Origin of the sequence: Curtobacterium sp. VKM Ac-1395, assembly GCF_015350975.1 — a bacterium.
GTDB lineage: Bacteria > Actinomycetota > Actinomycetes > Actinomycetales > Microbacteriaceae > Curtobacterium.
In genome coordinates, this window is sequence record NZ_JADKRX010000003.1 from 1 (window position 1) to 25,439 (window position 25,439).

The 25,439-nt window shown below is 70.6% G+C and carries 23 protein-coding genes; 12 read left to right on the plus strand and 11 right to left on the minus strand.

The genetic code is table 11. The features are described 5' to 3' along the window. Window positions 1-135: 135 nt before the first annotated feature. Window positions 136-816, minus strand: coding sequence for an SDR family NAD(P)-dependent oxidoreductase (locus tag ITJ68_RS08515; protein WP_194660863.1), 681 nt, complete (start codon window positions 814-816; stop codon window positions 136-138). 101 nt (window positions 817-917) lie between these two features. On the opposite strand from ITJ68_RS08515, the gene ITJ68_RS08520 reads away from it, so the two are divergent. Next, window positions 918-1,751: a helix-turn-helix domain-containing protein gene (locus tag ITJ68_RS08520; protein ID WP_194660864.1), complete on the plus strand. Its 834-nt coding sequence runs from the start codon at window positions 918-920 to the stop codon at window positions 1,749-1,751. Between the two features lie 61 nt (window positions 1,752-1,812). Here the strand turns inward: ITJ68_RS08520 and ITJ68_RS08525 are convergent, their stop codons facing one another. Beyond that, window positions 1,813-3,069, minus strand: a complete 1,257-nt coding sequence (locus ITJ68_RS08525; RefSeq protein ID WP_323743258.1) for a beta-ketoacyl-[acyl-carrier-protein] synthase family protein — start codon at window positions 3,067-3,069, stop codon at window positions 1,813-1,815. A 30-nt stretch (window positions 3,070-3,099) separates the two neighbouring features. Here ITJ68_RS08525 and ITJ68_RS08530 point away from each other — a divergent pair, with 30 nt between their 5' ends. Beyond that, a complete protein-coding gene (locus ITJ68_RS08530) occupies window positions 3,100-3,663 on the plus strand; it encodes a TetR/AcrR family transcriptional regulator C-terminal domain-containing protein (protein ID WP_228505187.1) in 564 nt (187 codons plus the stop codon). 55 nt (window positions 3,664-3,718) lie between these two features. On the opposite strand, the gene dhaM is transcribed toward ITJ68_RS08530, so the two are convergent. From dhaM to dhaK, 3 genes are all read right to left on the minus strand, one after another. Beyond that, on the minus strand, window positions 3,719-4,441 hold the full coding sequence (gene dhaM, locus ITJ68_RS08535; protein WP_194660866.1) for a dihydroxyacetone kinase phosphoryl donor subunit DhaM: 723 nt from the start codon (window positions 4,439-4,441) through the stop codon (window positions 3,719-3,721). Next, on the minus strand, window positions 4,438-5,064 hold the full coding sequence (gene dhaL, locus ITJ68_RS08540) for a dihydroxyacetone kinase subunit DhaL (protein ID WP_194660867.1): 627 nt from the start codon (window positions 5,062-5,064) through the stop codon (window positions 4,438-4,440). Before dhaL ends, dhaM begins: the two co-directional genes overlap by 4 nt. 89 nt (window positions 5,065-5,153) lie before the next feature. Then, window positions 5,154-6,155: a dihydroxyacetone kinase subunit DhaK gene (dhaK, locus tag ITJ68_RS08545; RefSeq protein ID WP_194660868.1), complete on the minus strand. Its 1,002-nt coding sequence runs from the start codon at window positions 6,153-6,155 to the stop codon at window positions 5,154-5,156. A 307-nt stretch (window positions 6,156-6,462) separates the two neighbouring features. Here dhaK and ITJ68_RS08550 point away from each other — a divergent pair, with 307 nt between their 5' ends. Both ITJ68_RS08550 and glpK read left to right on the plus strand, forming a co-directional pair. Further along, window positions 6,463-7,188: an MIP/aquaporin family protein gene (locus ITJ68_RS08550; protein ID WP_194660869.1), complete on the plus strand. Its 726-nt coding sequence runs from the start codon at window positions 6,463-6,465 to the stop codon at window positions 7,186-7,188. 77 nt (window positions 7,189-7,265) lie between these two features. Beyond that, window positions 7,266-8,777 carry a glycerol kinase GlpK gene (glpK, locus tag ITJ68_RS08555; protein ID WP_194660870.1) on the plus strand — a complete coding sequence of 504 codons (1,512 nt, stop codon included), beginning with the start codon at window positions 7,266-7,268 and terminating at the stop codon, window positions 8,775-8,777. 86 nt (window positions 8,778-8,863) lie between these two features. On the opposite strand, the gene trpD is transcribed toward glpK, so the two are convergent. Further along, window positions 8,864-9,910: an anthranilate phosphoribosyltransferase gene (trpD, locus tag ITJ68_RS08560; RefSeq protein ID WP_194660871.1), complete on the minus strand. Its 1,047-nt coding sequence runs from the start codon at window positions 9,908-9,910 to the stop codon at window positions 8,864-8,866. 71 nt (window positions 9,911-9,981) lie between these two features. Here trpD and ITJ68_RS08565 point away from each other — a divergent pair, with 71 nt between their 5' ends. The 5 genes from ITJ68_RS08565 to ITJ68_RS08585 all read left to right on the plus strand — a co-directional run bounded on the left by ITJ68_RS08565 (window position 9,982) and on the right by ITJ68_RS08585 (window position 15,400). Continuing rightward, a complete protein-coding gene (locus tag ITJ68_RS08565) occupies window positions 9,982-10,620 on the plus strand; it encodes a cytochrome c oxidase subunit 3 (protein WP_194660872.1) in 639 nt (212 codons plus the stop codon). 21 nt (window positions 10,621-10,641) lie between these two features. Further along, window positions 10,642-11,454, plus strand: coding sequence for a cytochrome c (locus ITJ68_RS08570; protein ID WP_194660873.1), 813 nt, complete (start codon window positions 10,642-10,644; stop codon window positions 11,452-11,454). 33 nt (window positions 11,455-11,487) lie between these two features. Continuing rightward, entirely contained in the window at window positions 11,488-12,552 is a 1,065-nt protein-coding gene (locus tag ITJ68_RS08575) for a ubiquinol-cytochrome c reductase iron-sulfur subunit (protein ID WP_194660874.1), read from the plus strand. Continuing rightward, a complete protein-coding gene (locus tag ITJ68_RS08580) occupies window positions 12,552-14,240 on the plus strand; it encodes a cytochrome b (RefSeq protein ID WP_194660875.1) in 1,689 nt (562 codons plus the stop codon). The genes ITJ68_RS08575 and ITJ68_RS08580 overlap by 1 nt, the downstream gene beginning before the upstream one ends. Window positions 14,241-14,440: 200 nt before the next feature. Beyond that, a complete protein-coding gene (locus tag ITJ68_RS08585; protein ID WP_194660876.1) occupies window positions 14,441-15,400 on the plus strand; it encodes a phosphodiesterase in 960 nt (319 codons plus the stop codon). 743 nt (window positions 15,401-16,143) lie between these two features. Here ITJ68_RS08585 and ITJ68_RS08590 read toward each other — a convergent pair. Genes ITJ68_RS08590 through ITJ68_RS08605 form a run of 4 tightly spaced genes read right to left on the minus strand, consistent with a single transcriptional unit; the run spans window position 16,144 to window position 20,361 of the window. Next, window positions 16,144-17,700 carry a stealth conserved region 3 domain-containing protein gene (locus tag ITJ68_RS08590; RefSeq protein ID WP_194660877.1) on the minus strand — a complete coding sequence of 519 codons (1,557 nt, stop codon included), beginning with the start codon at window positions 17,698-17,700 and terminating at the stop codon, window positions 16,144-16,146. Between the two features lie 50 nt (window positions 17,701-17,750). Continuing rightward, the gene (locus ITJ68_RS08595; RefSeq protein WP_194660878.1) at window positions 17,751-18,248 is read right to left on the minus strand and encodes a DUF6804 family protein; all 498 of its coding nucleotides are present in this window, start codon (window positions 18,246-18,248) and stop codon (window positions 17,751-17,753) included. Continuing rightward, window positions 18,248-18,835, minus strand: a complete 588-nt coding sequence (locus tag ITJ68_RS08600; protein WP_194660879.1) for a GDSL-type esterase/lipase family protein — start codon at window positions 18,833-18,835, stop codon at window positions 18,248-18,250. Before ITJ68_RS08600 ends, ITJ68_RS08595 begins: the two co-directional genes overlap by 1 nt. Beyond that, window positions 18,832-20,361: an SDR family oxidoreductase gene (locus tag ITJ68_RS08605; RefSeq protein WP_194660880.1), complete on the minus strand. Its 1,530-nt coding sequence runs from the start codon at window positions 20,359-20,361 to the stop codon at window positions 18,832-18,834. The genes ITJ68_RS08600 and ITJ68_RS08605 overlap by 4 nt, the downstream gene beginning before the upstream one ends. Window positions 20,362-20,404: 43 nt before the next feature. On the opposite strand from ITJ68_RS08605, the gene deoC reads away from it, so the two are divergent. The 3 genes from deoC to ITJ68_RS08620 all read left to right on the plus strand — a co-directional run bounded on the left by deoC (window position 20,405) and on the right by ITJ68_RS08620 (window position 23,038). Beyond that, window positions 20,405-21,136 carry a deoxyribose-phosphate aldolase gene (gene deoC / locus ITJ68_RS08610; protein WP_194660881.1) on the plus strand — a complete coding sequence of 244 codons (732 nt, stop codon included), beginning with the start codon at window positions 20,405-20,407 and terminating at the stop codon, window positions 21,134-21,136. Between the two features lie 95 nt (window positions 21,137-21,231). Beyond that, window positions 21,232-22,197 (plus strand): ROK family protein, encoded by a 966-nt coding sequence (locus ITJ68_RS08615; protein ID WP_194660882.1) that lies wholly within the window; start codon window positions 21,232-21,234, stop codon window positions 22,195-22,197. Window positions 22,198-22,489: 292 nt separating this feature from the next. Beyond that, a complete protein-coding gene (locus ITJ68_RS08620) occupies window positions 22,490-23,038 on the plus strand; it encodes a hypothetical protein (RefSeq protein ID WP_194660883.1) in 549 nt (182 codons plus the stop codon). Between the two features lie 27 nt (window positions 23,039-23,065). On the opposite strand, the gene ITJ68_RS08625 is transcribed toward ITJ68_RS08620, so the two are convergent. Continuing rightward, window positions 23,066-25,402: a RelA/SpoT family protein gene (locus ITJ68_RS08625; RefSeq protein WP_228505189.1), complete on the minus strand. Its 2,337-nt coding sequence runs from the start codon at window positions 25,400-25,402 to the stop codon at window positions 23,066-23,068. Window positions 25,403-25,439: the final 37 nt, after the last annotated feature.

Genomic DNA, 25,439 nt, shown 5'->3' on the forward strand with positions numbered 1-25,439 from the left:
CGCCCGGTCGACCCGACGACGGTCGGCGCACCACCAGGACGGACGGGAGGCCCGGTGCCAGCGGGCACCGGGCCTCCCGTCCGTCATGTGGTGGCGTCAGGGACGCCGGTCCCAGAACGGGACCGACCGTCTGCCTCAGTACTCGATGCGACCGCGCCGGTCGTGGAACTCGCCCGTCGGGCCGTCGACGCCGAGCGTGGCGAGCATGACCGTGGCGTCCGTGCCCTCGGTGATCGTCTGGTGCCCGCCGAAGCCGTTGAACTCCGTCGCCGTGTAGCCGGGGTCGCTCGCGTTCACGCGGAACGTCGGCAGGTTCTTGGCGTACTGGACGGTGAGGGCGATGACCGCGGCCTTCGACGCGGCGTACGGGATCGACGGCACGGGGTACTCGTCGTGCCCGGGCGTCGAGAGCCAGCGGGTGAAGCCGACCCCGGAGGCGACGTTCACGACGACGGGGTTCGACGACGCCTGCAGCAGCGGGAGTGCCGCCTGGGTGACACGGACGATGCCGACGACGTTCGTGTCGAGCACGCCGGTCATGACGGCTGCGTCGAGGTCGTCGACGCCGAACGAGGCGCCGAGCACCCCGGCGTTGTTCACGAGCACGTCGAGCTCGGGGATCGACGCGATCGCGCTGTCGACACTGGACTGGTCGGTGACGTCGAGCTGGACGACGTGGGCACCGAGTGCGCGGGCGTCGTCGCCGGTGGACGGGTCGCGCATGCCGGCGTACACGGTGTGGCCGGCCTCGATCAGGCGGCGGACGGTCTCGAGTCCGAGGCTGCGGTTGGCCCCGGTGATGAGTGTGGTGGTCATGTGCCCAGCCTGTCCCCTCCGCCACCGGACTCCCAGGTGCCGCTCGACGGTGGGACTCCGAGTACCACCCCGGACGGTCACGGACAGGCGAGGATGGGGACATGAGCGAGTTCGCGAACGTGCTGCGGTCGTGGCGGGACCGGGTCCGTCCGGAGGAGGTCGGGCTGCCCGCCGGCGCCGGACGCAGGACGCCCGGGCTCCGACGCGAGGAACTCGCCGCGCTCGCCGGGGTGAGCGTCGACTACGTCGTCCGGCTGGAGCAGGGCCGGTCGGTGAACCCGTCGCCGCAGCTGCTCGGCGCCCTCGCGACGGCGCTGCGCCTGACCACCGAGGAGCGCGACCACCTGTTCCGCGTCGCCGACGCCGCCCCGCCGTCGCGGAACGTCGTCCCGCGGCACATCACCCCCGGCGTGCAGCGGATCGTCGACCGGCTCGGGGACGTCCCGCTCGCGGTGTTCACGGCGACGCACGACATCCTGCTGTGGAACGACCTCTGGGCGGCGATGAACGGCGACCCGGAGCGCCTGGTCGGGCTCGAGCGCAACCTCGTCTGGCGGCACTTCATGGTCGGGCAGCACAACGTGGACTACGACGACGAGCACGCCGAGGAGTTCTCCAGCGACCTCGTCGCCGACCTCCGCACCGCGTACGGGCGCTACCCGGGCGACCGCGCCCTCGCCGACCTGGTCGCACGGCTCCGCGCCGAGTCGCCCGAGTTCGCCCGCCGCTGGGACACGGCCCGCGTGGCCGAACACCGGGCGAGCCGGAAGACGGTCCACACCGCGGCCGGGCCGATCGAGGTCGACTGCGACGTGATGACCGTGCCGGGCGGTGACCTGCGGATCGTCGTCTACACGGTGGTGCCCGGCTCCGAGGCGGCGACGACGCTCGACCTGCTGCGGGTCACCGGACTGCAGGACCTCGCGCCGCGCTGAGCGCGAGCAGGCCGGACGTCCGGACCGCGCACACCGCGAGCCGGCCGACCGACCGGACCGCTCACACCGCGAGCAGTGCCAGCGACGCGTTCTGCCCGCCGAAGCCGAACGAGTTGTTGAGCGCCGCACGGACCCGCGTCCGACGAGCGGCACCGGACACGACGTCGAGGTCGATCGCCGGGTCGAGGTGCTCCAGGTTCAGCGTCGCCGGCACGGTCCCGGTCTCGAGCGCCTTCACGGTCAGGATCGTCTCGACCGCACCGGCCGCGCCGAACATGTGCCCGATCGCGCTCTTCGGGGCGGTGACCACGGCGTCCCGGCCGACGACCCGGGCGATCGCGGCTGCCTCGCTCGCATCGCCGAGCGGGGTGCTCGTCGCGTGCGCGTTGACGTGGTCGACGTCCGCGCCGGTGAGCCCAGCCATCCGGAGCGCCTGCGTCATCGCCCGCCCCTGCCCCGAGCCGTCGGCGCGCGGCGCGGTGATGTGGAACGCGTCCGAGGTGATTCCCCACCCGGCCAGCCGAGCGTGCACCCGGGCGCGACGGGCAGCGGCGTGGTCGGCCCGTTCGAGCACGACGATCCCGGCTCCCTCGCCGAGCACGAACCCGCGGCGGCTCAGGTCGAACGGCCGCGAGAGCGTGGTCGGGTCCTCGCCCTCCGGCTTCGCGAGAGCCTGGGACTGGGCGAACGCGGCCATCGTCACCGGGGTGACCGCCGCCTCCGTGCCCCCGGCGACGACGACGTCGGCCTCGCCGGAGCGGATGAGTCGGGCACCCATCGCGATCGCCTCGGCGCCCGACGCGCACGCCGACACCGTCGTGTACGCCCCCGCCCGGGCGTCGACCTCGATGCTGATCTGCGCCGCGGCCCCGTTCGCCATGAGCATCGGCACCGTCCGCGGTGACACCCGGCGGGCCCCGCTCCGACCGAGTTCGTCATGTGCGTCCAGCAGCGTCTCGATGCCGCCGATGCCCGTCCCGACGACGACGGCGAGCCGCTCCGGGTCGAGCCCGGTCGCGGCTCCGGCGAACCCGGCGTCCGCCCAGGCCTCCCCCGACGCGACGAGTGCCAGCTGCTGGCTCCGGTCGAGCCGGGCGGCCCGCACCCGGCCGAGCGCCCCCTCGGCGTCGAGGGCGGCGTCGGCCCCGACGCGGATCGGCACCCGGGCCCACAGGTCGCCGTCGCGACCGAGCTCGTGCACACCGGACCGGCCGGCCACCAGGGCGTCCCAGAGCGGGTCGACCCCGTGCCCGAACGGTGAGACCGCGCCGTACCCGGTGATGACGATGTCGCTGCTGTCGCTGTTTGTATGCTGCACAAGTTGAGTTGTACCACGTACAATTCGGCCATGGCAACACCACGTGGCACGGCGACGCGCGCTCGGATCCTCCAAGCGGCAGCGGATCTCCTCGCCGACCGGAACCCCCGCACCCTGACGGTCAGCGAGGTCGCGCGGTCAGCCGGGGTCTACCCGAACCAGATCACGCACCACTTCGGCTCGAAGGACCGGCTCGTGGTGGACGCCGCCTTCGTCCGGTTCCTCCGCGACACCACCCGGCTGCAGGCGGCGGGACGACGGGCGTCGACGTCCGAGGGCTTCCGCGACGTCCTCGCCCGGACCGCCCTCGCGATGCCGTCGACGGGCCTTCTCGTGACCGCCCTCGGGCTGGCGCAGGGCGACGCCGCGCTGCGGGAGCGCACGAGCACCCTGCTCGCCGTGCTGTTCCGCCAGTCGGAGCGCTGGCTCGAGCGGGTCGTCGCGGACCACGGCTGGACGAGCGAACGCGGGGTCGCACGGGACGCCAGGACGTTCTGGAGCGCCGTGTTCGGTGCCGTCCTGTTCGCCACGGCCGGGGCGGTCGGCGGCCCCTCGGACGTGGACGTCGCCGCGACCGTCAGCATCCGGGGCTGACGACCGCGGCGACGCGAGCGCTCGGTGGTGGGCCGGTCTCAGTGGCTCGTCGGGCTCACTCGCCGAAGCCGGACCGGACCAGGGCCTCGAGCGCGTCGACGGCGTCCTGGGCGTCGGCACCCGTTGCCTCGATCGACACGGTCGCGCCCTTCGGCAGGGCGAGGGCCATGATCCCGAGCAGGCTCTTCGCGTCGACGCCGTTGACGCGGACGGCCGCCTCGTACTTCGCGGCCGTCTTCACGAACTCCGCCGCGGGGCGGGCATGCAGACCGGTCTCGTTGACCAGCTGCACGGTGGCGGACGCGGCCACGTCGTCAGCGGGGCCGGCTCCGGTGTCCGGCACCGGGCCTCCAGGCTGGTCGCCGTCGGGCCGGGAGGCTCCCCCCGCGTCCGCCTCGGACGCTGCGGCCGTGCGGGCGGCTGCGAGCACAGCGTCGACGTCGCCGCCGGTCTGGGCGGCGACCGCCGCGGCGACCGTGCCCTCGACGACAGGGGCGTCGGACACGTGGACCCGTGCGCGGACGTCGTCGTCGAGGAAGTCGAGCGCGGTGTCGGTGGTCAGGTAGGCGGACCCGAGGTCGCACAGGACGACGACCGCGTCGGCGGAGGCGAGCTCCTCGATGCCGGCGGTGATGGCGTCGAAGGACGTGCCGATCCCGCCGTCGTCGGTGCCGCCCGCGGCGACGAGCTGGACGTCGGCGGCCATCTGCCGGGCGAGCTCGACGGTGCCGGAGGCGATCGCCGCGCTGTGCGAGACGACCAGGATGCCGACGCTCACGCCGCGTCCACCGCGGCGCGCAGGATGTAGGCCGTCGACTGCGCCCCGGGGTCCCGGTGCCCGACGGCGCGTTCGCCGAGGTAGCTCGCGCGGCCCTTGCGGGCGACGAGCGGCTCGGTGGCCTCGGCCCCGCTGCGTGCGGCGTCGGCGGCGGCCTCGAGGACGCGTTCCGGGGACTCCCCCGCCTGCGCTGCCGTGGTGGCGGCGTCGACCGCCGGGGTCCACGCGTCGATCATCGTCTTGTCGCCGACCGCGGCCTTGCCGCGGGAGACGACGCCGTCGCGGGCCGCGGCGAGCACCTGCACGAGCGTGTCGGCGTCGAGCTCGGTGGCGTCGCCGGCCGCCTGGGCCGCCTTGAGGTACGCCGTGCCGAACAGCGGGCCGGCGGCGCCGCCCACGGTGGAGATGAGCTTCGTCGCGACGGTCTTGAAGACGGCGCCGGGGGTGTCGAACGTGCCGGCCTCGACGGCCTCGAGCACGGCGCGGAACCCGCGGTCGAGGTTCTCGCCGTGGTCACCGTCGCCGATCTCCCGGTCGAGCGTGACGAGCTCCGCCCGGTGCTCGTCGATCGTCGCGGCGGTGCGTCGGACCCAGTCGGTGGCCCATGCGGTGTCGAGCGCCAATGTCGTTCCTTCCTGCGGGGTCACGCTCGGCCCTGCGTGCGGGCCGGGCGTGACCGGTTCGGCGGCCGGGGGTGCCGGCCGGTCGGGTGTCAGCGACCCCAGCGCAGTGCCGGGGTCTCCACCGGTGCGTCCCAGAGGGTGAGCAGGTCGTCGTCGAGCACCGTGACGGTGATCGAGAAGCCCTGCATCTCGAGGGACGTGACGTAGTTGCCGACCAGGCTACGCGCGACCTCGTGGCCGCGATCGGAGAGCACCTCGGCGGCGCGTCGGTAGGCGATGTAGAGCTCGGAGAGCGGCGTGCCGCCCATGCCGTTCACGAACAGGAGCAGGCGCGACCCGGCCGCCAGGTCCAGGTCGGTGAGGACGGGCTCGAGGACCCGGTCGACGAGTTCGTCGGCCGGCGCCATCGCGATGCGCTCCCGCCCGGGCTCCCCGTGGATCCCGATGCCGAGCTCGACCTCGTCGTCGGCCAGCGTGAAGGACGGCTCCCCCGCGTGCGGCACGGTCCCTGGCGCGAGCGCCAGGCCCATCGACCGCGTGACGTCGTTGACGTGCCGGGCGACGGCCGCGACCGCGTCGAGGTCGTCCCCGCGCTGCGCAGCGGCTCCGGCACACTTCTCCACGACGACGGTGCCGGCGACCCCGCGCCGACCGGCCGTGTAGAGCGAGTCCTGCACGGCCACGTCGTCGTCGACCACGACGGTCTCCACGCGGATGCCGTCCATCTCGGCGAGCTCGGCCGCGGTCTCGAAGTTCAGGACGTCGCCCGTGTAGTTCTTCACGATGTGGAGCACACCCGCGCCGCCGTCGACGGCCTTGGTCGCGGCGACGACGGGGTCCGGCGTCGGGCTCGTGAACATCGGCCCGGGCACCGCGGCGTCGAGCATGCCGAAGCCGAGGAAGCCGGCGTGGAGGGGCTCGTGCCCGCTGCCGCCACCGCTCACCAGCGCGACCTTGCCCGCCACCGGGGCGTCCGCGCGGTGCAGGTGGACCGGGTCCTCGACCAGCTCGATGTGTCCGGCGTGGGCCGCGGCGAACCCGCGGACGGTCTCGGTGACGACGTCGTGCGGGTCGTTGATGAGCTTCTTCATGGCGGGAGGACTCCTCGGGTCGGGACCGGGACGAGGCCTGCACACCGCCGACGTCGTCCGGAGTGGAGCCAGGCTACAGCGGGCGGGTGTTCCCGGAGGGTGCACGTCCGTGCACCGCCTGGCAGGCGGGAACCGGGGTGTCGATGGTCGGACGCCCGCTCCTCGTGCACGTTCGTGCACTTTTCTGTCGAAGGCTCACGAGGACCCCCCGTGGGCTGGAAACCCGGCAGTATGCTCGCCCCAATCACTCGATGGGGAGTGCCGAGCACCAGCGGGCATCCCCAACCAACACAGTTGGAGGTCACCGATGGACGACATCGGCGTCAAGTTCCTTTCCGAGCTCGTGGGCACAGCGATGCTCATCATCCTGGGTGGCGGTGTCGTCGCCGCCGTCTCGCTCAAGAAGTCGAAGGGCTTCGGCGCGGGCTTCCTCATGGTCACGATCGGCTGGGGCTTCGCGGTCTTCGCCGGCGTCACGGTGTCGTACAAGTCCGGCGGCCAGCTCAACCCCGCGGTCAGCCTCGCGCAGGCCATCCTCGGCAACATCTCCGTCGGCACGATGCTGCTCTTCTGGCTCGCGCAGATGATCGGTGCGGTCATCGGAGCCGTCATCGTCTGGCTCGCGTACAAGCAGCACTTCGATGAGGAGCCCGACCCCGCCGCCAAGCTCGGCGTGTTCTCCACCGGCCCCGCGATCCGCTCGTACGGCTGGAACCTCGTCACCGAGATCATCGGCACGTTCGTCCTCGTCTTCACGGTCATCGCCTTCACGAACGGCAAGACCCCGTCGGAGCTCGGCGCCATCCCCGTCGCCTTCCTCGTGATCGCGATCGGTGTCAGCCTCGGTGGCCCGACCGGCTACGCCATCAACCCGGCACGTGACCTCGGCCCGCGCATCGCGCACGCCTTCCTGCCGATCAAGGGCAAGGGCTCGAGCGACTGGGCCTACGCCTGGGTGCCGGTCGTCGGACCGCTGCTCGGTGGCGCGATCGCCGCCGGCCTGTCCTACGCACTCCTCCCCGTCGTCGCCTGACGCCGACCCCTCCCAGCACCACGGTCGACCCCGACCCCGGGGCCGAGCGCAGCACCGACCACCCAGAAGGAGCACCCATGGCCGACTACATCGTCGCCATCGACCAGGGCACGACCAGCACCCGCGCCATCGTCTTCGACCACTCCGGCTCGATCGTGTCGAGCGGTCAGAAGGAACACGAGCAGATCTTCCCGCGCGCCGGGTGGGTCGAGCACGACCCCAGCGAGATCTGGGACAACACCCGTGAGGTCATCGGCCAGGCACTGTCCCGCGCCGACATCACCCGCCACGACGTCGCGGCGGTCGGCATCACGAACCAGCGCGAGACCGCGGTCGTCTGGGACAAGACCACCGGCAAGCCCGTCTACAACGCGATCGTCTGGCAGGACACCCGCACGCAGGCACTCGTCGACAAGCTGGCCGCCGGTGACACCGACCGCTACAAGTCGATCGTCGGCCTGCCCCTGGCCACCTACTTCGCCGGCACGAAGATCATGTGGATCCTCGAGAACGTCGAGGGTGCGCGTGAGAAGGCCGAGGCGGGCGACCTGCTCTTCGGCACCACCGACACCTGGGTCCTCTGGAACCTGACCGGTGGCACCGACGGCGGCGTCCACAAGACCGACGTCACCAACGCGTCCCGCACGCTGTTCATGGACCTCGAGACGCTGCAGTGGCGCGACGACATCCTCGCCGACTTCGGGGTGCCGAAGTCGATGCTCCCCGAGATCGTCAGCTCCTCCGAGGTCTACGGCCACGTCGAGTCCTCGAGCCTGCTCCGCGAGGTCCCGATCGCGGGCATCCTCGGCGACCAGCAGGCCGCGACCTTCGGGCAGGCCGCGTTCGACAAGGGCGAGTCGAAGAACACCTACGGCACCGGCAACTTCCTCATCTTCAACACGGGCACGGAGATCGTCCGCTCGGAGAACGGGCTGCTCACCACCGTCGGCTACAAGCTCGGCGACGGCGAGACCCACTACGCCCTCGAGGGCTCGATCGCCGTCACGGGCTCGCTCATCCAGTGGCTCCGCGACAACCTCGGCCTCATCCAGAGCGCGCCGGAGGTCGAGGCCCTCGCCAAGACCGTCGAGGACAACGGCGGCGTGTACTTCGTGCCGGCGTTCTCCGGGCTCTTCGCGCCGTACTGGCGTCCCGACGCCCGCGGCGCGATCGTGGGCCTGACCCGCTACGTCAACAAGGGCCACATCGCGCGTGCGGCCCTCGAGGCGACGGCGCTGCAGACCCGCGAGGTGCTCGACGCGGTCAACGCCGACTCCGGCGTCGACCTGACCGAGCTCAAGGTCGACGGCGGCATGACGGCGAACAACGCCCTCATGCAGTTCCAGGCCGACATCCTCAACGTTCCCGTCGTCCGTCCGGTCGTCGCCGAGACGACCGCGCTCGGTGCCGCCTACGCCGCCGGCCTCGCGGTCGGCTTCTGGGCCAACCTCGACGAGCTCCGCGCCAACTGGCAGGAGGACTCCCGCTGGGAGCCGCAGCTCGACGCCGCCGAGCGCGAGCGCACGCTCCGCCTCTGGAAGAAGGCCGTCACGAAGACCTTCGACTGGGTCGACGAGGACGTCCAGTAACACGGGACAGCAGCACTGACGGCCTGGAGGCCCGGTGCCGGTCCCCGGGACCGGCACCGGGCCTCCTTCGCGTTGTCCGGTACGCGCTACGCGGCGCCGACCCAGTCGGCGAGTTTCTGCTCGGCCGCGCCGGAGTCGACGGCCTCGGCCGCGACCAGGAGCTGCTCGCGGAAGCGGTGCAGGATCGGGCGGTCCCACTCGGCCGGGTCCTGTGCCAGTCGGAACGAGACCAGGCCGGCGGCTGCGTTCAGCAGCACGATGTCGCGGACCGGGCCGGTCTCGCCGGCGAGCACCCGACGGACGATCGCGGCGTTCACCTCGGGCTCGCCGCCGAGCAGGTCCTCGGTCCGGGCGCGGGGGATGCCGAGGTCGCGGGGGTCGAGGTCGTGCTCGGTGACCCGGCCGCCGGTGACCTCCCAGATGTGGCTGTGGCCCGTGGTGGTGAGCTCGTCGAGGCCGTCGTCGCCACGGAACACGAGTGCCGTCGCGCCGCGGGTCTGGAACACGCCCGTGATGATCGGCACGAGCTCCAGCTGGGCGACACCGACCGCGTTGGCCTCGCACCTGGCGGGGTTCACGAGCGGTCCGAGGAAGTTGAACACCGTCGGGACGCCGATCTCCCGCCGGACCGAGGCCGCGTGCGCGAACCCGGGGTGGAACGCGCTGGCGAAGGCGAAGGTCAGGCCGACACGACGGAACGTCTCGGCGACGCGCTCGGCGTCCATCGTCAGGTCGAGCCCCAGGGCCGCGAGCACGTCGGACGACCCGCTCTTGGACGACGACGCCCGGTTGCCGTGCTTCACCACGGGGACCCCGGCGGCGGCGATCACGACGGCCGCCATCGTCGAGACGTTCACCGTCCCGACGACGTCCCCGCCGGTGCCGACGATGTCGAGCGCCATCGGGTCGACGTCCAGCGGGACCGCCGCCTCGAGGATCGCGTCGCGGAAGCCGACGACCTCGTCGACCGTCTCGCCCTTGGCGCGGAGGGCCACCGCGAAGGCGCTGATCTGCGCGTCGGTGGCGCGCCCGGCGACGATCTCCTCCATGGCCCATGTGGACTGTCTGATGCTCAGGTCCTCGCGCGCCATGAGCGCACTGATCACCACGGGCCAGGTCAGGAGGTCAGACATGCCGACGATCGTACTGTTTTCGAACGACCCGCCAGTTGACTGGCAAAACACTGTCGGTGGTTTCGGCCATAATGGAGAACGTGACAAGCACCCCTCTCTCCAGACCAGCCAGCGGTACGGTCCTCAACAGGCCGAACCCCGTTGCCGTGGGGACGATCGTGTGGCTGGGCAGCGAGGTCATGTTCTTCGCCGGCCTGTTCGCGATCTACTTCACGCTGCGCAGCACCTCGCCCCAGCTGTGGGCCACCGAGACTGCGCACCTCGAGGTGCCCTTCGCCTCGGTGAACACGATCATCCTGGTGCTGTCCAGCTTCGCGTGCCAGTTCGCCGTCTTCGCGGCTGAGCGCTTCCAGGTGCACCGCACCAGCTGGAAGCCGACCGACTGGGGCATGACGGAGTGGTTCTTCGTCACGTACTGCATGGGCGCGATCTTCGTCTGCGGCCAGATCTTCGAGTACGCCAACCTCTGGCACGAGGGCATCACGCTCTCCTCGAGCGCCTACGGCTCCGCCTTCTACTTCACCACCGGCTTCCACGGCCTCCACGTCACCGGTGGCCTGATCGCCTTCCTCCTCACGATCGGTCGTGGCTTCGCCGCCAAGAACTTCGGTCACAAGGAGGCCACCACGGCCATCGTCGTGTCGTACTACTGGCACTTCGTCGACGTGGTCTGGATCGGCCTCTTCGCCGTCATTTACCTTCTCAAGTAGGAAACGGACAGCACCAAGCGCATGTTCAACAGCAGCAAGTCCAAGAAGAAGGGCCGTCGCTCCCCCGTGGCGACCGTCTCGCTCATCGTCGTGGGTCTGATGACCACCGGTGGCGCGTACGCCCTGTTCAGCTCGACGGCCAGCGCCGACGACAACGTCAGCACGGTCGCCGCGTCGAGCCAGTCGCAGGTGAACGAGGGCGAGAAGCTCTTCGCGTCCAACTGCGCCACGTGCCACGGCCTGTCCGCTCAGGGCACCAGCGAGGGCCCCTCGCTCATCGGTGTCGGCGCAGCGTCGGTCGACTTCCAGGTCGGCACCGGCCGCATGCCGCTCGCGCAGCAGGGCCCCCAGGGCGAAGAGAAGCCCGAGCAGTTCACCAACGACCAGGTCGACGCGATGGCGGCCTACGTCGCTTCCCTCGGCCCCGGCCCGTCGGTGCCGTCCGAGTCGCTCACCAACGGTGCTGACGGTGACGCAGCCGAGGGCGCCGAGCTCTTCCGCATCAACTGCGCCATGTGCCACAACGTCGCCGGTGCCGGTGGCGCCCTGACCGAGGGCAAGTACGCCCCGAACCTCGAGACGGTCACGGGCAAGCACATCTACGAGGCCATGCAGACCGGCCCGCAGAACATGCCGGTGTTCAACGACCTGAACATCACGCCGGAGCAGAAGGCCGACATCATCACGTACCTCAAGTACGTGCAGGACAACAAGTCCCCCGGTGGGTTCGCCCTCGGGTCCCTCGGCCCGGTGGCAGAGGGTCTGTTCATCTGGATCTTCGGACTCGGCGCAGTGGTCGCGATGACCGTGTGGCTGACCGCGAAGTCCAACTGATCGTCCGTGTCGCACGACACTGAAGGGAACACCATGGCAGAGCACGACGACGAGGCGCTGAACTCGTCCTCGGCTGTCGAGAGGCACGCGGCATCGGTCGGCGGCGGGACCGCGGTCGTCCCCGCGGAACCGTTCGAGAACCCGGGCGAGCCGCCGCACCGTCCGCGTCGCACCGACGTCGACCCGAAGAAGGCCCGCCTGGCCGAGCGCCAGGTCGCGACGTTCTTCTACCTGTCGATCGTCGGCAGCGTCCTGTCGATCGCCGCGTACATCGCGTTCCCGATCAGCGCGGACGACTTCGGCACGGTCCGCCTCGCGAACCTCTTCCTGGGTCTCTCGATCTCCCTCGCCCTGCTCTCGCTGGGCATCGGCGCCGTCTACTGGGGCAAGTCCCTCGTCACGGACCGCGAGATCACGGAGCAGCGCCACCCCACCCGTGGGACCGACGCCACGCGCGCCAAGGCCGTCGAGGCCTTCCAGCTCGCCGACAAGGAGTCCGGCTTCAGCCGTCGCAAGCTGATCCGCAACTCGATGATCGGCGCGCTCGTCGCGTTCCCCCTCCCCGGCATCGTGCTCGTGCGTGACCTCGCACCGGCCGCCGACCCGAACGAGCTCCTCCGCCACACCATGTGGGCCAAGGGGACTCGTCTCACGAAGGACCCGACCGGACTCCCGATCAAGGCATCGGACGTCACGATCGGCTCTGTCTTCCACGTCATCCCCGACGGGCTCCTGGACAAGGAGCACATGCTCGAGGAGAAGGCGAAGGCCGCGGTGCTGCTCATGCGCCTCGACCCGAAGGACCTCAACCCGGCGAAGGGGCACGAGAACTGGGGCTACGACGGCATCGTCGCGTACTCCAAGATCTGCACCCACGTCGGATGCCCGGTCGCGCTCTACGAGCAGCAGACGCACCACCTGCTGTGCCCTTGCCACCAGTCGACCTTCGATGTCTCGAACAACTGCGAGGTCATCTTCGGACCGGCTGCCCGTCCCCTCCCCCAACTTCCTATCGCGATCGACGACGACGGCTACCTGGTGGCGCAGAGCGACTTCCACGAACCTGTCGGGCCGTCCTTCTGGGAGCGTGCACGCTGATGACAACCACAACCACGACACGAGCGCCGGAGACCAGCACCAAGCCGGCTCCGGAGCGCGGGTCCCGCATCATCGGCGGGATCTCCAACTACATCGATGAGCGGACCAGCATCTCCGGCCTGGTGAAGGAGGTCGGGCGCAAGATCTTCCCCGACCACTGGAGCTTCATGCTCGGTGAGGTCGCGCTGTACAGCTTCGTCGTCATCCTGCTGTCGGGGACGTTCCTGACGTTCTTCTACCAGGCCTCGATGGCCGAGGTCGTCTACAACGGCACCTACGTCCCGCTCAAGGGCGTCGCGATGTCGACGGCCCTGCAGTCCACGCTCGACATCTCGTTCGACATCCGCGGCGGGCTCTTCGTCCGGCAGATCCACCACTGGTCGGCTCTGCTCTTCGTCGCCTCCGTGATGCTGCACATGGCCCGCGTGTTCTTCACCGGCGCCTTCCGCAAGCCCCGCGAGCTCAACTGGGTCTTCGGCTTCGTGCTGTGGGTCCTGGCCATGGCCGAGGGCTTCACGGGCTACTCGCTCCCCGACGACCTGCTCTCCGGCAACGGTCTGCGCATCATCGTCGGCATGATCGAGGGCGTCCCGGTCATCGGCGTCTGGATCGGCTACATCCTGTTCGGCGGCGAGTTCCCCGGGACCGCGATCGTCGGGCGTCTGTACACGCTCCACATCCTGCTGCTGCCGGCGATCCTCGTGGCGGTCCTCGGTGTCCACCTCGTGCTCGTCGTGATCAACAAGCACACGCAGTACGCGGGCCCCGGCAAGACCAACGACAACGTCGTGGGCGTCCCGATCCTCCCGGCGTTCGCCGCGAAGGCCGGTGGCTTCTTCTTCATCGTCGCGGGCATCCTCGCCCTCATCGCCACGCTGTTCACGATCAACCCGATCTGGAACTACGGCCCGTACGACCCGTCCCCCGTGTCCGCCGGTACCCAGCCTGACTGGTACATCGGCTTCGCGGACGGCGCGCTCCGACTGGTGCCGCCGCACTGGGAAGTCCTGTGGTTCGGCTACACGGTCTCCTTCAACCTGCTGGTCCCCATCGGGGTCCTGGTCGCGTTGATCCTGGCGATCTTCCTGTACCCGTTCCTCGAGGCCTGGGTCACCGGTGACAAGCGCGAGCACCACATCGCCGACCGTCCCCGCAACGCCCCGACCCGCACCGCGATCGGTGCCGCCGGCATCACGCTGTACGCCAGCCTCTGGGCAGCGGCGAGCTCGGACATCATCGCGACGCACTTCATGGTCTCGGTCGACCACGTGATCCACGTGATCCAGGCCACGACGGTCCTCGGCCCGTTCGTCGCCTTCTGGATCACCAAGCGCGTGTGCCTGGCACTGCAGAAGAAGGACCGCGAGATCGTGCTCCACGGCTACGAGTCGGGCCGCATCGTCCGCCTCCCGCACGGTGAGTACATCGAGGTCCACGAGCAGCTCGACGAGTACGAGCGCTGGCGTCTGCTGCAGTTCAACGAGTACAAGCCGCTGATGATCCGCCCGAACGCCAAGGGTCAGATCACCCCCGCGCAGAAGGTCCGCGCCGGCATGACGCGCTTCTTCTTCGAGGACCGCATCGCCCCGGTGTCCAAGGCCGAGCTGGAAGCCGCACACGCGGCACACCACGGTCCCGACCTCGAGGGCAGCCACCAGGCCCCGCAGGTCGGAGCAGGCGGACACTAGCTGTCACGGTTCGACGAACAACCCCCATCACGCTGTGGTGGGGGTTGTTTCGTTGCCGGCGACAACACGCCGTCTGGGGTTCACCTGCGATTCAAGGTCACGTGTTGGACTGCTCCAGGACGATGTGGCAATGTGTTGCACCGTGCACTCCCCCAGCGGGAGATCCTCTGCCGAGGAACCACCAACGGAATGAGAACCCGATGGACGCCCGGACGGCTGAACACCCCAGGCCGAACCACTTCCTGCTCCACCTCAGCGACACCCACCTCATCGCGGGCGACGGCGACCTCTACGGAGCCGTCGACTCAGCAGCCCGGCTGACGCAGATCATCGACGAGATCGAGGCCTCCGGCGCTCGACCCGAAGCGATCGTCGTCACTGGTGACGTGGCCGACAAGGGCGAACCGGGTGCCTACGCCCGTGTCCGACAGATCATCGAACCGGCGGCGGACCGCATCGGCGCCCAGGTCATCTGGGCCATGGGCAACCACGACGAGCGCGGCGCCTTCCGCCAGGAGCTCTTCGGGCTGCAGCCAACCGACCGACCCGTCGACTTCGTGTACGACGTGAACGGTCTCCGGGTCATCACGCTCGACACCAGCGTCCCCGGAGCCCACCACGGTGTCGTCACGCCGGAGCAGCTCGACTGGCTCGCCGAAGTGCTCTCCGAGGCCGCACCGCACGGGACCGTGCTCGCCATGCACCACCCGCCCGTGCCGAGCGTGCAGGATCTCACGGTCCTCGTGGAGCTCCGCGAGCAACAGGCCCTCGCCGAGGTCCTCGAGGGCTCGGACGTCCTGACGATCATCGCCGGGCACCTGCACTACTCGACCAACGCCGTGTTCGCCGGGATCCCGGTGTCCGTCGCCAGTGCCACGTGCTACACGCAGGACCTCAACGAGTTCCAGCGCGGTACCCGTGGTCGCGACGGAGCGCAGTCGTTCAACCTGGTCCACGTGTACGGACACACTGCCGTGCACTCGGTGGTGCCCATCGGGACGTACTCCACCGTCGGACAGCCGGTCTCGTCCGCGGAGACCGAGGCCCGTCTCGCCGCGGCCGGCGTCACGATCCCCGCTGCCGTCGAGCCGGCCCCCGTCACGTCGAGCATCCCGGTGTTCACGCTCGACGCGGTCCCCGTCTCCCCCATCCGCCGCTGACCCGCCCGGCCCTCGTGCCGACCCTGCCTGGGGCGTCGTCCCGATCGGTCACACTCCGTCGCTCCCGCAGCGCCGAGTGGTCACTCGTCGTCGGTTGCCAGCGGCGCAGACGACAACCGGTGGCCGCCCGGCGGACGTGAGCGGGATGTCGTGACCGGTCGCGCCGTCGAGTGCATCGGACGGTGTCCGCTCCGACTGGCAGTGAGATCGCACTCCGTGTCGGGTCCGGCGGACCGGAGGCGACACGAAGTGGGATCTCACCGGGGCCAGACGGGGACCCGGGGTGCGGCGCCGAGTGGTCACACTTCGTCGGTGCCCGGGGGCGCAGACGACAGCGGGTGACCGCTCGGCGGACGTGAGCGGGGTGTCATGACCGGTCACGACAACCGGACGCGGCCGGGTCTTGCGGACTCGGCACGGGCCTCCCGGCCGAACGCGGGCGCCGTCCGGCGACGAGATCGCACTCCGTGTCGGGTCCGGCGGAACGGAGGCGACAGGAAGTGCGATCTCAGCGCGGACAGACGAGGAACCAGGGCGCGGCGCCGAGTGGTCACACGTCGTCGGTGCCCGGCGGCGCAGACGACAGTCGGTGACCGCTCGGCGGACCTGAGCGGGACGTCGTGCCCGCTCGCGACGCCGAGCGCGTGCGAGCGCTCCCTGGGCGGTGAGATCGCACTCCGTGTCAGGTCCGGCGGACCGGAGGCGACACGACGCGCGATCTCACCGAGGAGCGACGGCGGGCGTCAGACCTCGTCGGGGCGCTCCCAGGGCGCCGGGAACGGGAAGTAGCGCTCCAGGAAGTCGGTGACACGCGTGGTGCGCTCGTCGTCACTGACCTCGGGGAAGCTGCCGTCGTTCAGGCAGAAGAAGTCGGCGTTGCGCTTCTTGAGCAGGTCCTCGAGCTCGCGGAGCCCGGAGAGCATGGTCGTGTCGATGTAGCCGACGGGGACGTTCTCCTGCACGATCGCCCGGCCCGTGAGCAGCGCGTAGTAGTGGTACAGGGAGTTCGTCACCGAGATGTTCTCGGCGGCACGGAAGCGGGAGGCCGCGGTGGCGCGGAACTCGTCCGCGAACTCGTGCTCCATCTCCGTCATGATGCTGGCACGGAGTGGCGTCGGCGCGTGCTCGAGGTGACGCGTGGTGACGGCCCCGAAGCGCTGCTGCAGGAGGCGACGGTTGACCCGCGCGGAGTTCTCGAAGCCGCTGCGCCGCGGGTTGTTCGACCCGAGGCCGATGCGGGTGTCGGCGAGCAGGAACTTCGTCACCGAGCCGGGGCTGAAGAACACCGACGGGTCGACCGGTCGCCCGAAGAACATGTCGTCGTTCGAGTAGATGAAGTGCTCGCTGATGCCCGGGATGTGGTGCAGCTGCGACTCGACGGCCTGCGAGTTGTGCGTCGGGAGCACCGAGGGGTCGGCGAAGAACTCCTCGCTCCGGACGATGCGGACGCGGGGGTGCTCGGCGAGCCAGGCCGGAGCCGGGGAGTCGGTCGCGATGTAGATCGTCCGCACCCACGGCGCGTACATGTAGACCGAGCGCAGGGCGTACTTGAGCTCGTTGATCTGCCGGAAGCGGGCGGGGGCGTCGTCGCCCTCACCGAGCACGGCGGAGGACTGCGCTGCCTGACGGGCGCGCTGGTACTCGATCGCGTTGCCGTCGACCCACGAGAACACGATGTCGATCGGGAAGCGGATGTCGGAGACGTGGTCGTCGAACATGTGCTCGACGGTCTGCCACGTGCGGCCGTAGCGCTCGATGTCGACGAGGACGAACTCCTCGATCGGCAGGCTGCGACGCATGAGGGCGTTCTCGACGGGGGCGAGGACCTCGGTGTCCGTCACCCGCCAGAACTCCATCTGCACGCTGGTCTCGGCGCCGTAGCGGAGCCGTCCGATGGGTTCGAGCCGGGGGCGGAACACGCGGAGGACCGTCTCGTCGACCGGGCCGAGGCCGTCGTCGACGACCAGCACCGCCGGCTTGCCCGGGGGCTTGGCGTAGAAGGGCTCCCCCATGGCGGCGTCCATCACGGCTGACTCAGCACGCTGCCGGTCACGCTCGTCGAGGGCGATCACCGGGCGCTGGTCGTTCCCGCGGATGAGCAGGTGGTCCACGTCGCCGGCGGTGAGCGCGTCGTCGAGGAAGAGCAGGTCGTCGATCATCGACTGCTGCGGCGTGAGGTGCCCGTTCAGCAGGGTGAAGCGCCCTTTGCGGAGGACGACGTCGGACCGGTCGAGACCGCCGGAGGACGGTCGAGGGTGCAGCAGAGGACTCTCGGTCACCGGCTCGGTCTCGTTGCTCATCCATGCCCTTCTGGTCGTGCGGTCGGGACCTGCACCCGACCCCAGCGATCCTACCGGGCGGCCGGTGTCTCCGTGGTTCGGGGCACCTTGACCGCCAGGCCCATCACCACGAACAGCGCCGCGGCGACGATCTGGAGCGCCGCCCAGAGCTGTCCCGGGATGGGCACGGTGACGAGCGGGTTCCAGCAGACGGCGATCGCGGCGGTCACCACGAGGGCCCACCAGGCACGGCCGCGGAGCGCGAACACCAGGATGATCAGCGCGAGGACCGTGATCCCCCAGCGCACGGCGACGAACGCCGGAGCGTCGAGGAACGCCACGCAGGCGAGCAGGACGATCGCGGCGATCAGGCCGGGTGCCAGTGCCGGCCGGGTGAAGTCCGGGACGGGACGGGAGGCTCGACCACCGCCGCCAGCGCGGCCGCCGGTCCCGGCGCGGTCGGCACCGGGGCCGGCCGCACCATCCCTGGTCGCGCCGGTCCCGAACGAGGACCCGCGCGTCGAACCGAGCGACGACCCCACTGCGGGCCGTCCCTTCCGCGCCGCCATCAGGCCGAGGCCTCGTCCACTTCGATCGCGGTCATCGAGCGGGACATGGGCGGCAGGCCGCGGAGCCGCTCGAGGGCCGGCACGAGCTCGTCGACGTAGGCGCGGTAGCCCTCGTCGTTGAGGTGCAGGCCGTCGTCGGTGTACTTGTCCGACAGGTGGTCGCCGTCGGCCAGGGCAGGCCAGGCGTCGAGGTACTGCGCGTGGCACGTGGCGACGAACTGCCGCAGGTGCCGGTTCGCCTCTTCGATGCGCGGCGTGTGGTCCGCCTGTCGCGGCAGGATCGACACGAGCAGCAGGCGGACGCCCGGCAGCTCGCGACGGAGCGTGACGAGGATCGTCTCGACGTTGCGGACCACGTGCTCCGCGCTCTTGCGGTGGTTGCCGAAGTCGTTCGTGCCGATGAGCAGCACGATCACGTCGGGGGCCGCCGCGACCACGGAGTCGATCCGGGCCAGGACGCCGTCGGTGGTGTCCCCACCGATGCCCTGGTTCAGGGTGCGTTCGTCGGGCAGCCGCTGGTCCCAGGAGCCGCCCTCGGTGATGCTGTCCCCCAGGAACAGGACCAGTTCTCGGTCGTTCTCGGTCATGATGCCTCCTCGTGCGACGGCGCGCGGGACCCATTCTGCTCGGTCCGGTTGGTCTGCGTCGAGTCCGTGCGGTGGGCCTCCCGCTCGGCTCGGGCGGTGATGCGCTCGACCATGCCCGGGAAGATCACCCCGTGGAAGGGCAGGATGCCGTACCAGTACAGGCGTCCGGCCAGGCCCTGCGGGAAGTAGATCGCGCGCTGGTGGTAGTCGCAGCCACCGTCGTCGGTCGGGGTGACCGTCATCTCGAGCCAGGCGCGTCCGGGCGACTTGAACTCGGCGCGCAGCCGCAGGTAGTGCCCGCGGTCGAGCCGCTCGACACGCCACCAGTCGAGCGCATCGCCCTGCTCGAGCCGCTTGGGGTCGCGGCGCCCGCGGTTCAGGCCGACGCCACCGAGGACCTTGTCCATCCAGCCACGGGCGACCCAGGCGAGCGGGAAGGAGTACCAGCCGTTCTCGCCGCCGATGGACTCGACGACGCTCCACACGGCCTCGGGCGGTGCGGACGAGTGCCGGTTGCGGTCGTCCACGTAGACGGTGTGCCCCGCCCAGTCCGGGTCGCTCGGCAGCGGGTCCGCGGTGCCGGTCAGGGTGGCGTTGCGCCAGCTGGTCGTGACCTCGCCGGCGCGCATCTTCCGCAGCGCGAGCCGCACGGAACGCCGGTACGAGGTGAGGCCGCCCTCGGGGCGGGGCACCACGTCGTCGATGTCGTGTTCGCGCTGGACGCACTCGAACTGCAGCGACTCGATGATCGGCGTCGCGAGCTTGCGCGGGATCGGGGTCACCGCGTTGAACCAGTGCGCGGCGAGGCCCGGGGTCATCACGGGCAGCGGGCTGATGGGGCGCTGCGGGAGCTTGGCCTCGACCGCGTAGCCGTTCAGCATCTGGCCGTACCGCAGGACGTCGGGGCCGCCGATGTCGAACGTGCGGTTGACGTCGGCCGGGATCTCGAGCGCCTTGACGAGGTAGTAGAGGACGTCGCGGACGGCGATCGGCTGGATGCGGTTGCGCACCCACCGCGGCGCGGGCATCCAGGGCAGGACGTCCGTGACGTGGCGGATCATCTCGAAGGACGTGCTGCCGGAGCCGATGACGACGCCGGCCTGGTAGGCGATCGTCGGGACGCCGGACCCCAGCAGGATGTCCCCGACCTCCTTGCGGCTGCGGAGGTGCTTCGACAGCTCACCGTCGGGGTGCAGTCCGCCGAGGTACACGAAGCGGCGGACGCCGGCGGCCTTCGCCGCGTCGGCCATCGTCTGGGCGGCGACCCGCTCGGCCTCCTCGAAGTCGCCGTCGGCGCCCATCGCGTGGGCGAGGTAGTAGACCGCCTCGACGCCGTCGACGGCGGTGCGGACGGCGTCGGCGTCCTGCAGGTCGCCCTGCACGACGTCGACCCGGTCGTGCCAGGGGACGTCGTCGAGCTTCTGCGGGGTACGGGCGAGGACGCGGACGGAGTGTCCGGCGTCGAGGAGGTGTGGGACGAGACGACCGCCGATGTAGCCGGTGGCCCCGGTGACGAGGACGCGCATGCCTGGCACGGTACGCGCTGCCCCTTGAGGCTAGGCTTGCCCGGTGGACAACGCACCCTTCTCCGTCACCGCCGACGCCGTCCGTCGGCTCATCGACCACGCGATCCTGAAGCCGGAGCTCACCCGCGCCGACGTCGACGCGCAGCTCGACGAAGCGGCGACACACCGCGTGTTCAGCGTGTGCGTCCGACCGAGCGACGTCCAGCACGCGGTCGAGCGGCTGCAGGGCACCGGCGTGGGCGTCGGCACCGTGATCGGCTTCCCGCACGGCACCACGACCACCTCCACCAAGGTCGCCGAGTCGCTGCAGGCCCTGGCCGACGGTGCCTTCGAGCTCGACATGGTGCAGAACATCGGCGCTGCGAAGTCCGGGGACTGGCAGCGCGTCGAGCAGGACGTCCGCGCCGTCGTCGACGCTGCGGGTGACACCGTCGTGAAGGTCATCCTCGAGACCGCGTTCCTCACCGACGACGAGGTCGTCGCCGCCAGCCGTGCCGCCGTCGCCGGTGGTGCCGCGTTCGTGAAGACGTCGACCGGGTTCGCCGGCGGCGGGGCCACGACCGAGCACATCGCGCTGATGCGCCAGACCGTCGGGGCCGACACCGGCGTGAAGGCCTCGGGCGGCGTCCGCGGGCTCGACACCCTCGTCGACATGGTGCACGCCGGCGCCGACCGGATCGGCACGAGTGCCTCGGCCCGCATCCTGGACGAGGTCGCGCACCGCGTCGCGACCGGTGCTGCCTCCGGTGTCGGCGACGACACCACCTCCTACTGACCCGTACCCACCAGCACCGAGCCGGTGCGCGCCCGACGTGACGCCCGCGTCGAGGAGCCGCTCCGAGCCTCCAGAGAAGACGCATCGGAGCGCCCATGTCGAACCCCGCACCCGCCACCGACGACCTGAGCGGGTCGCTGGCCCTCGCCGTCGACCTGGGTGGCACCAAGGTCGAGGCCGCGCTGGTCACCGAGCAGGGCGTGGTCCTGCCCGGCAGCCGCTTCCGGAGCCCCACCGGGCCGCAGCGGACCTCGGACGAGCTCCAGGCCGCCGTCGACGAGGCCGTCACGAACGCCCTCGGCGCCCTGCCCGAAGGCGCTGCGCTGGCCGGGGTCGGCATCGGCTCCGCCGGACCCGTCGACGAGGTGAACGGTCGCGTCTCACCGCTCAACATGCCCGTCTGGCGCGGGTACCCCCTCCGCGACCGCGTCGCTGCCCACGTCCCCGCCGGCACGCCCGTCGTGCTCCGGATGGACGGCCTGGCCATCACGCTCGCCGAGCACTGGCTCGGTGCGGCGCAGGGCCACGACCACGTGATGGGCATGATCGTGTCCACCGGCGTCGGCGGCGGCCTGATCCTGCACGGCCGCACCGTCAGCGGGCCGACCGGCAACGCCGGCCACATCGGCCACGTCGAGTGCGGTGGGTTCGACGACCCGTGCGCCTGTGGCGGCACCGGCTGCCTGGAGGCCGTGGCCAGCGGTCCGAAGACCGTGGCCTGGGCGCGGCGCCAGGGCTTCACCGGGGAGACCGGCGAGGACCTGTCGGCGGCGTACGCCGCCGGGGACGCCATCGCGGTCGCCGCCGTCAAGCGCAGCGGCCGGGCGCTCGGCCAGGCCATCGCCGCCGCCACGTCGCTCGTCGACCTCGAGGTCGTGGCGATCGGCGGCGGGTTCTCCCACGTCACGCCCGACCTGTTCGAGTACGCGCGACAGGCCGTCGCGGAGCGCGTCGAGTTCGGCTTCGTCACGAAGGTGAAGATCGTGCCGACCGGGTTGTCGCAGGACGGCCCCCTCATCGGAGCAGCCGCGCTCGTGCACCGGGCGCACGTCCTGCGCTGAGCCGCCGGGAGGCCCGTGGGGCGTCGTGCCTGGTGGCTCGGCTCGCGCGGTGCGCCTCGTGCCGATCGGCTCGGCGCGGCCGAGTGGTCACGACGCCCCGCTCAGGTCTACCGAGCGGTCGCAAGACGTCGCTGCGCGCCTCCGGCGACGACGGACCGTGACCAGTCGACAGACCGCCGCCGGGGTGTCGTGACCGGTCGGAGGCTCGGATCCGGTCTGCGGCGCTGGGGTGCCGGTGGGGCGCTGTCCACAGCGTGCCCGGTCGTCGTGGTGGGTGGGGCAGGATGTGCGGGTGCCCTCCTCGCGCCTGCTGACCACGGACGACTGGCCAGCGGCAGAACTGCGGGCCGCCACACTGGCGGGCGAGCTGGTCGAGGTCGGCGCGTGCTGGGCCTCCATCGCGGAACCGCAGGACGCAGGCCTGCGAGCGGCGTCGTTCGCGTGGAGCACCGGCGACGCGAGGGTCATCGCCGCAGGTCGGACGGCAACGTGGATCTGGGGCGCACGGTCACGACCGCCGCTCCCCCACGACGCCTGCGTCCGGGCCGGCCAGCGCATCCACCGACGTGGCGGGGAACGGATCCGAGAGGTCGCGATCACCGCCGAGGACCTCGTCCACCCGGGCGGCGTCGCGGTGACGACCCCGGTCCGAGCCGCCCTCGACCTGCTCCGCGTGCACGGACACGCGGCCTGGGAGGCCTCCGCCGAGTCGGTCGCGGGGCTCATCGCGATCGGTGCGGTCGAGCCGCCGGCCCTGCGGCACCGCCTGGAGCTGCTGGGGACCGTGCCCATGGTGCGACAGGCCGAGCGGCGCCTCGCGGAGCTGCTCAGACCGACATGACGTCGATCCCGCCCGATCGGACGATGCTCAGCCGGCGCTGACGCGGTAGACGTCGTAGACGGCGTCGATGCGTCGGACGGCGTTGAGCACGCGGTCCAGGTGGGTGGTGTCGCCCATCTCGAACACGAACCGCGAGAGTGCCAGTCGGTCCGAGGACGTCGAGACCGTCGCGGACAGGATGTTGACGTGGTGGTCGGTCAGCACGCGGGTGACGTCGCTGAGCAGGCCGGAGCGGTCGAGCGCCTCGATCTGGATCTGGACGAGGAACACCGACTTCGACGACGGGGCCCACTCGACCTCGATCATCCGGTCGGGCTCGTTCATGAGCGACTTCACGTTGGTGCAGGTCGCCTGGTGCACGGAGACGCCCTGGCCGCGGGTGATGAAGCCGACGATCTGGTCGCCGGGCACAGGGGTGCAGCACTTCGCGAGCTTGACGAGGATGTCCGGCGCACCGCGGACGAGCACGCCGCTGTCGCTGTTGCGGAGCTGCCGGCTCGTGACCTGGCGGGGGAAGGCGAGTTCTGGCTCGTCGGTCTCGGTCTCCGACTGGACGCCGGCGAGGACCTTCTCGATGACGGACTGCGTCGAGACGTGGCCCTCCCCGATGGCGGCATAGAGCGCGGACACGTCGTCGTACCGCATCGCCGAGGCGACCTCGGAGATCGAGTCCTGGCTCATGATGCGCTGCAGCGGGAGGTTCTGCTTGCGCATGGCGCGGGCGATGGCGTCGCGGCCCTGCTCGATCGCCTCTTCGCGGCGCTCCTTGGTGAACCACTGTTTGATCTTGTTGCGGGCCCGCGGGCTGCGTACGAAGGTCAACCAGTCCTGGCTCGGGCCGGAGTCGGGGTTCTTCGACGTGAAGATCTCGACGACGTCGCCACTCGACAGGGAGCTCTCGAGCGGGACGAGGCGTCCGTTGACCTTCGCACCCATGGTCCGGTGCCCGATCTCGGTGTGCACGGCGTAGGCGAAGTCGACGGGGGTGGCGCCGGCGGGGAGGCCGATGACCTTGCCCTGCGGCGTGAAGACGTAGGTCTCCTTGGCGCCGATCTCGTAGCGGAGCGAGTCGAGGAACTCGCCCGGGTCGCTGGTCTCCGCCTGCCAGTCGGTGATGTGCGCGAGCCAGGCCATGTCCTGGTCGGTGGCGCTCGACGTGTCGACGTCGCGGCCGGCAGCGCGCTGCTTGTACTTCCAGTGCGCGGCGACACCGAACTCGGCGCGCTGGTGCATCTCGTGCGTCCGGATCTGGATCTCGACCGGACGCCCCTGCGGACCGAGCACGCTGGTGTGCAGCGACTGGTACAGGTTGAACTTCGGCGTCGCGATGTAGTCCTTGAACCGCCCGGGCAGCGGGGTCCAACGCGCGTGCACCGAGCCGAGCATGGCGTAGCAGTCGCGCACGGTCGGCACGAGGACGCGGATGCCGACCAGGTCGTAGATCTCGTCGAACTCACGACCGCGCACGATCATCTTCTGGTAGATCGAGTAGTACTGCTTCGGTCGGCCCATCACGTCGCCGCGCACCTTCGCGGCCTTGAGGTCCTTCTTCAGCGTGCCGATGACGTTCTGGACGAACTGCTCGCGCTTGGGCTGGCGTTCCTTGACCAGGCTGTCGATCTCGACGTAGAGCTTCGGGTGCAGGACCGCGAACGACAGGTCCTCGAGCTCGAGCTTGATCATCTGGATGCCGAGACGGTGCGCGAGCGGCGCGTAGATCTCGAGCGTCTCCTTGGCCTTGCGCGTCGCCGAGGTGGACTCGACGAAGCCCCACGTCCGGGCGTTGTGCAGGCGGTCGGCGAGCTTGATGACGAGCACGCGGATGTCCTTCGACATCGCGATGACCATCTTGCGGACGGTCTCGGCCTGGGCGCTGTCGCCGTACTTGACCTTGTCGAGCTTCGTGACGCCGTCGACGAGCATGGCGATCTCGTCGCCGAAGTCCTGTCGGAGCTGGTCGAGCTGGTAGTCGGTGTCCTCGACGGTGTCGTGGAGGAGCGCCGCCGCGATGGTGATCGGGCCGATGCCGAGGTCGGCGAGGATCTGCGCCACGGCCACCGGGTGCGTGATGTACGGCTCACCGGACTTGCGCTTCTGGCCGTCGTGCGCGCGCTCGGCGACGGAGTACGCCCGCTCGATGAGCGTGACGTCGCCCTTGGGGTGGTGCGACCGGACGGTGCGGATCAGGGTGTCGACGGCTCCGGCGGGCTGTGCACGCGAGAAGAGCCGCGGGAGCAAGGACCGGAGCGATCCGAGGTTGCCCGTGGTGTTGGGGCCGAGTGGCGGACTGGTCGGCTCGGAGGGCGATCCCGGGCGGCTGGGCGCGGAGTCGTCCTGCTTCGAGGATTCACGGATGTCCGTCATGCTGCGCCTCCCAGGACCTGATCCGACAACACTACGC

Excerpts from the sequence above, each read along its gene's own strand:
- ITJ68_RS08585 (WP_194660876.1), top strand. The coding sequence starts at position 14,441 with ATGGACGCCCGGACGGCTGAACACCCCAGGCCGAACCACTTCCTGCTC.
- ITJ68_RS08615 (WP_194660882.1), top strand. The coding sequence starts at position 21,232 with ATGTCGAACCCCGCACCCGCCACCGACGACCTGAGCGGGTCGCTGGCC.
- ITJ68_RS08595 (WP_194660878.1), bottom strand. The coding sequence starts at position 18,248 with ATGGCGGCGCGGAAGGGACGGCCCGCAGTGGGGTCGTCGCTCGGTTCG.
- ITJ68_RS08550 (WP_194660869.1), top strand. The coding sequence starts at position 6,463 with ATGGACGACATCGGCGTCAAGTTCCTTTCCGAGCTCGTGGGCACAGCG.
- ITJ68_RS08530 (WP_228505187.1), top strand. The coding sequence starts at position 3,100 with ATGGCAACACCACGTGGCACGGCGACGCGCGCTCGGATCCTCCAAGCG.
- ITJ68_RS08575 (WP_194660874.1), top strand. The coding sequence starts at position 11,488 with ATGGCAGAGCACGACGACGAGGCGCTGAACTCGTCCTCGGCTGTCGAG.
- ITJ68_RS08625 (WP_228505189.1), bottom strand. The coding sequence starts at position 25,402 with ATGACGGACATCCGTGAATCCTCGAAGCAGGACGACTCCGCGCCCAGC.
- ITJ68_RS08515 (WP_194660863.1), bottom strand. The coding sequence starts at position 816 with ATGACCACCACACTCATCACCGGGGCCAACCGCAGCCTCGGACTCGAG.
- glpK (WP_194660870.1), top strand. The coding sequence starts at position 7,266 with ATGGCCGACTACATCGTCGCCATCGACCAGGGCACGACCAGCACCCGC.
- ITJ68_RS08520 (WP_194660864.1), top strand. The coding sequence starts at position 918 with ATGAGCGAGTTCGCGAACGTGCTGCGGTCGTGGCGGGACCGGGTCCGT.
- ITJ68_RS08570 (WP_194660873.1), top strand. The coding sequence starts at position 10,642 with ATGTTCAACAGCAGCAAGTCCAAGAAGAAGGGCCGTCGCTCCCCCGTG.
- ITJ68_RS08590 (WP_194660877.1), bottom strand. The coding sequence starts at position 17,700 with ATGAGCAACGAGACCGAGCCGGTGACCGAGAGTCCTCTGCTGCACCCT.
- ITJ68_RS08565 (WP_194660872.1), top strand. The coding sequence starts at position 9,982 with ATGGAGAACGTGACAAGCACCCCTCTCTCCAGACCAGCCAGCGGTACG.
- ITJ68_RS08605 (WP_194660880.1), bottom strand. The coding sequence starts at position 20,361 with ATGCGCGTCCTCGTCACCGGGGCCACCGGCTACATCGGCGGTCGTCTC.
- trpD (WP_194660871.1), bottom strand. The coding sequence starts at position 9,910 with ATGTCTGACCTCCTGACCTGGCCCGTGGTGATCAGTGCGCTCATGGCG.
- ITJ68_RS08600 (WP_194660879.1), bottom strand. The coding sequence starts at position 18,835 with ATGACCGAGAACGACCGAGAACTGGTCCTGTTCCTGGGGGACAGCATC.
- dhaK (WP_194660868.1), bottom strand. The coding sequence starts at position 6,155 with ATGAAGAAGCTCATCAACGACCCGCACGACGTCGTCACCGAGACCGTC.
- ITJ68_RS08580 (WP_194660875.1), top strand. The coding sequence starts at position 12,552 with ATGACAACCACAACCACGACACGAGCGCCGGAGACCAGCACCAAGCCG.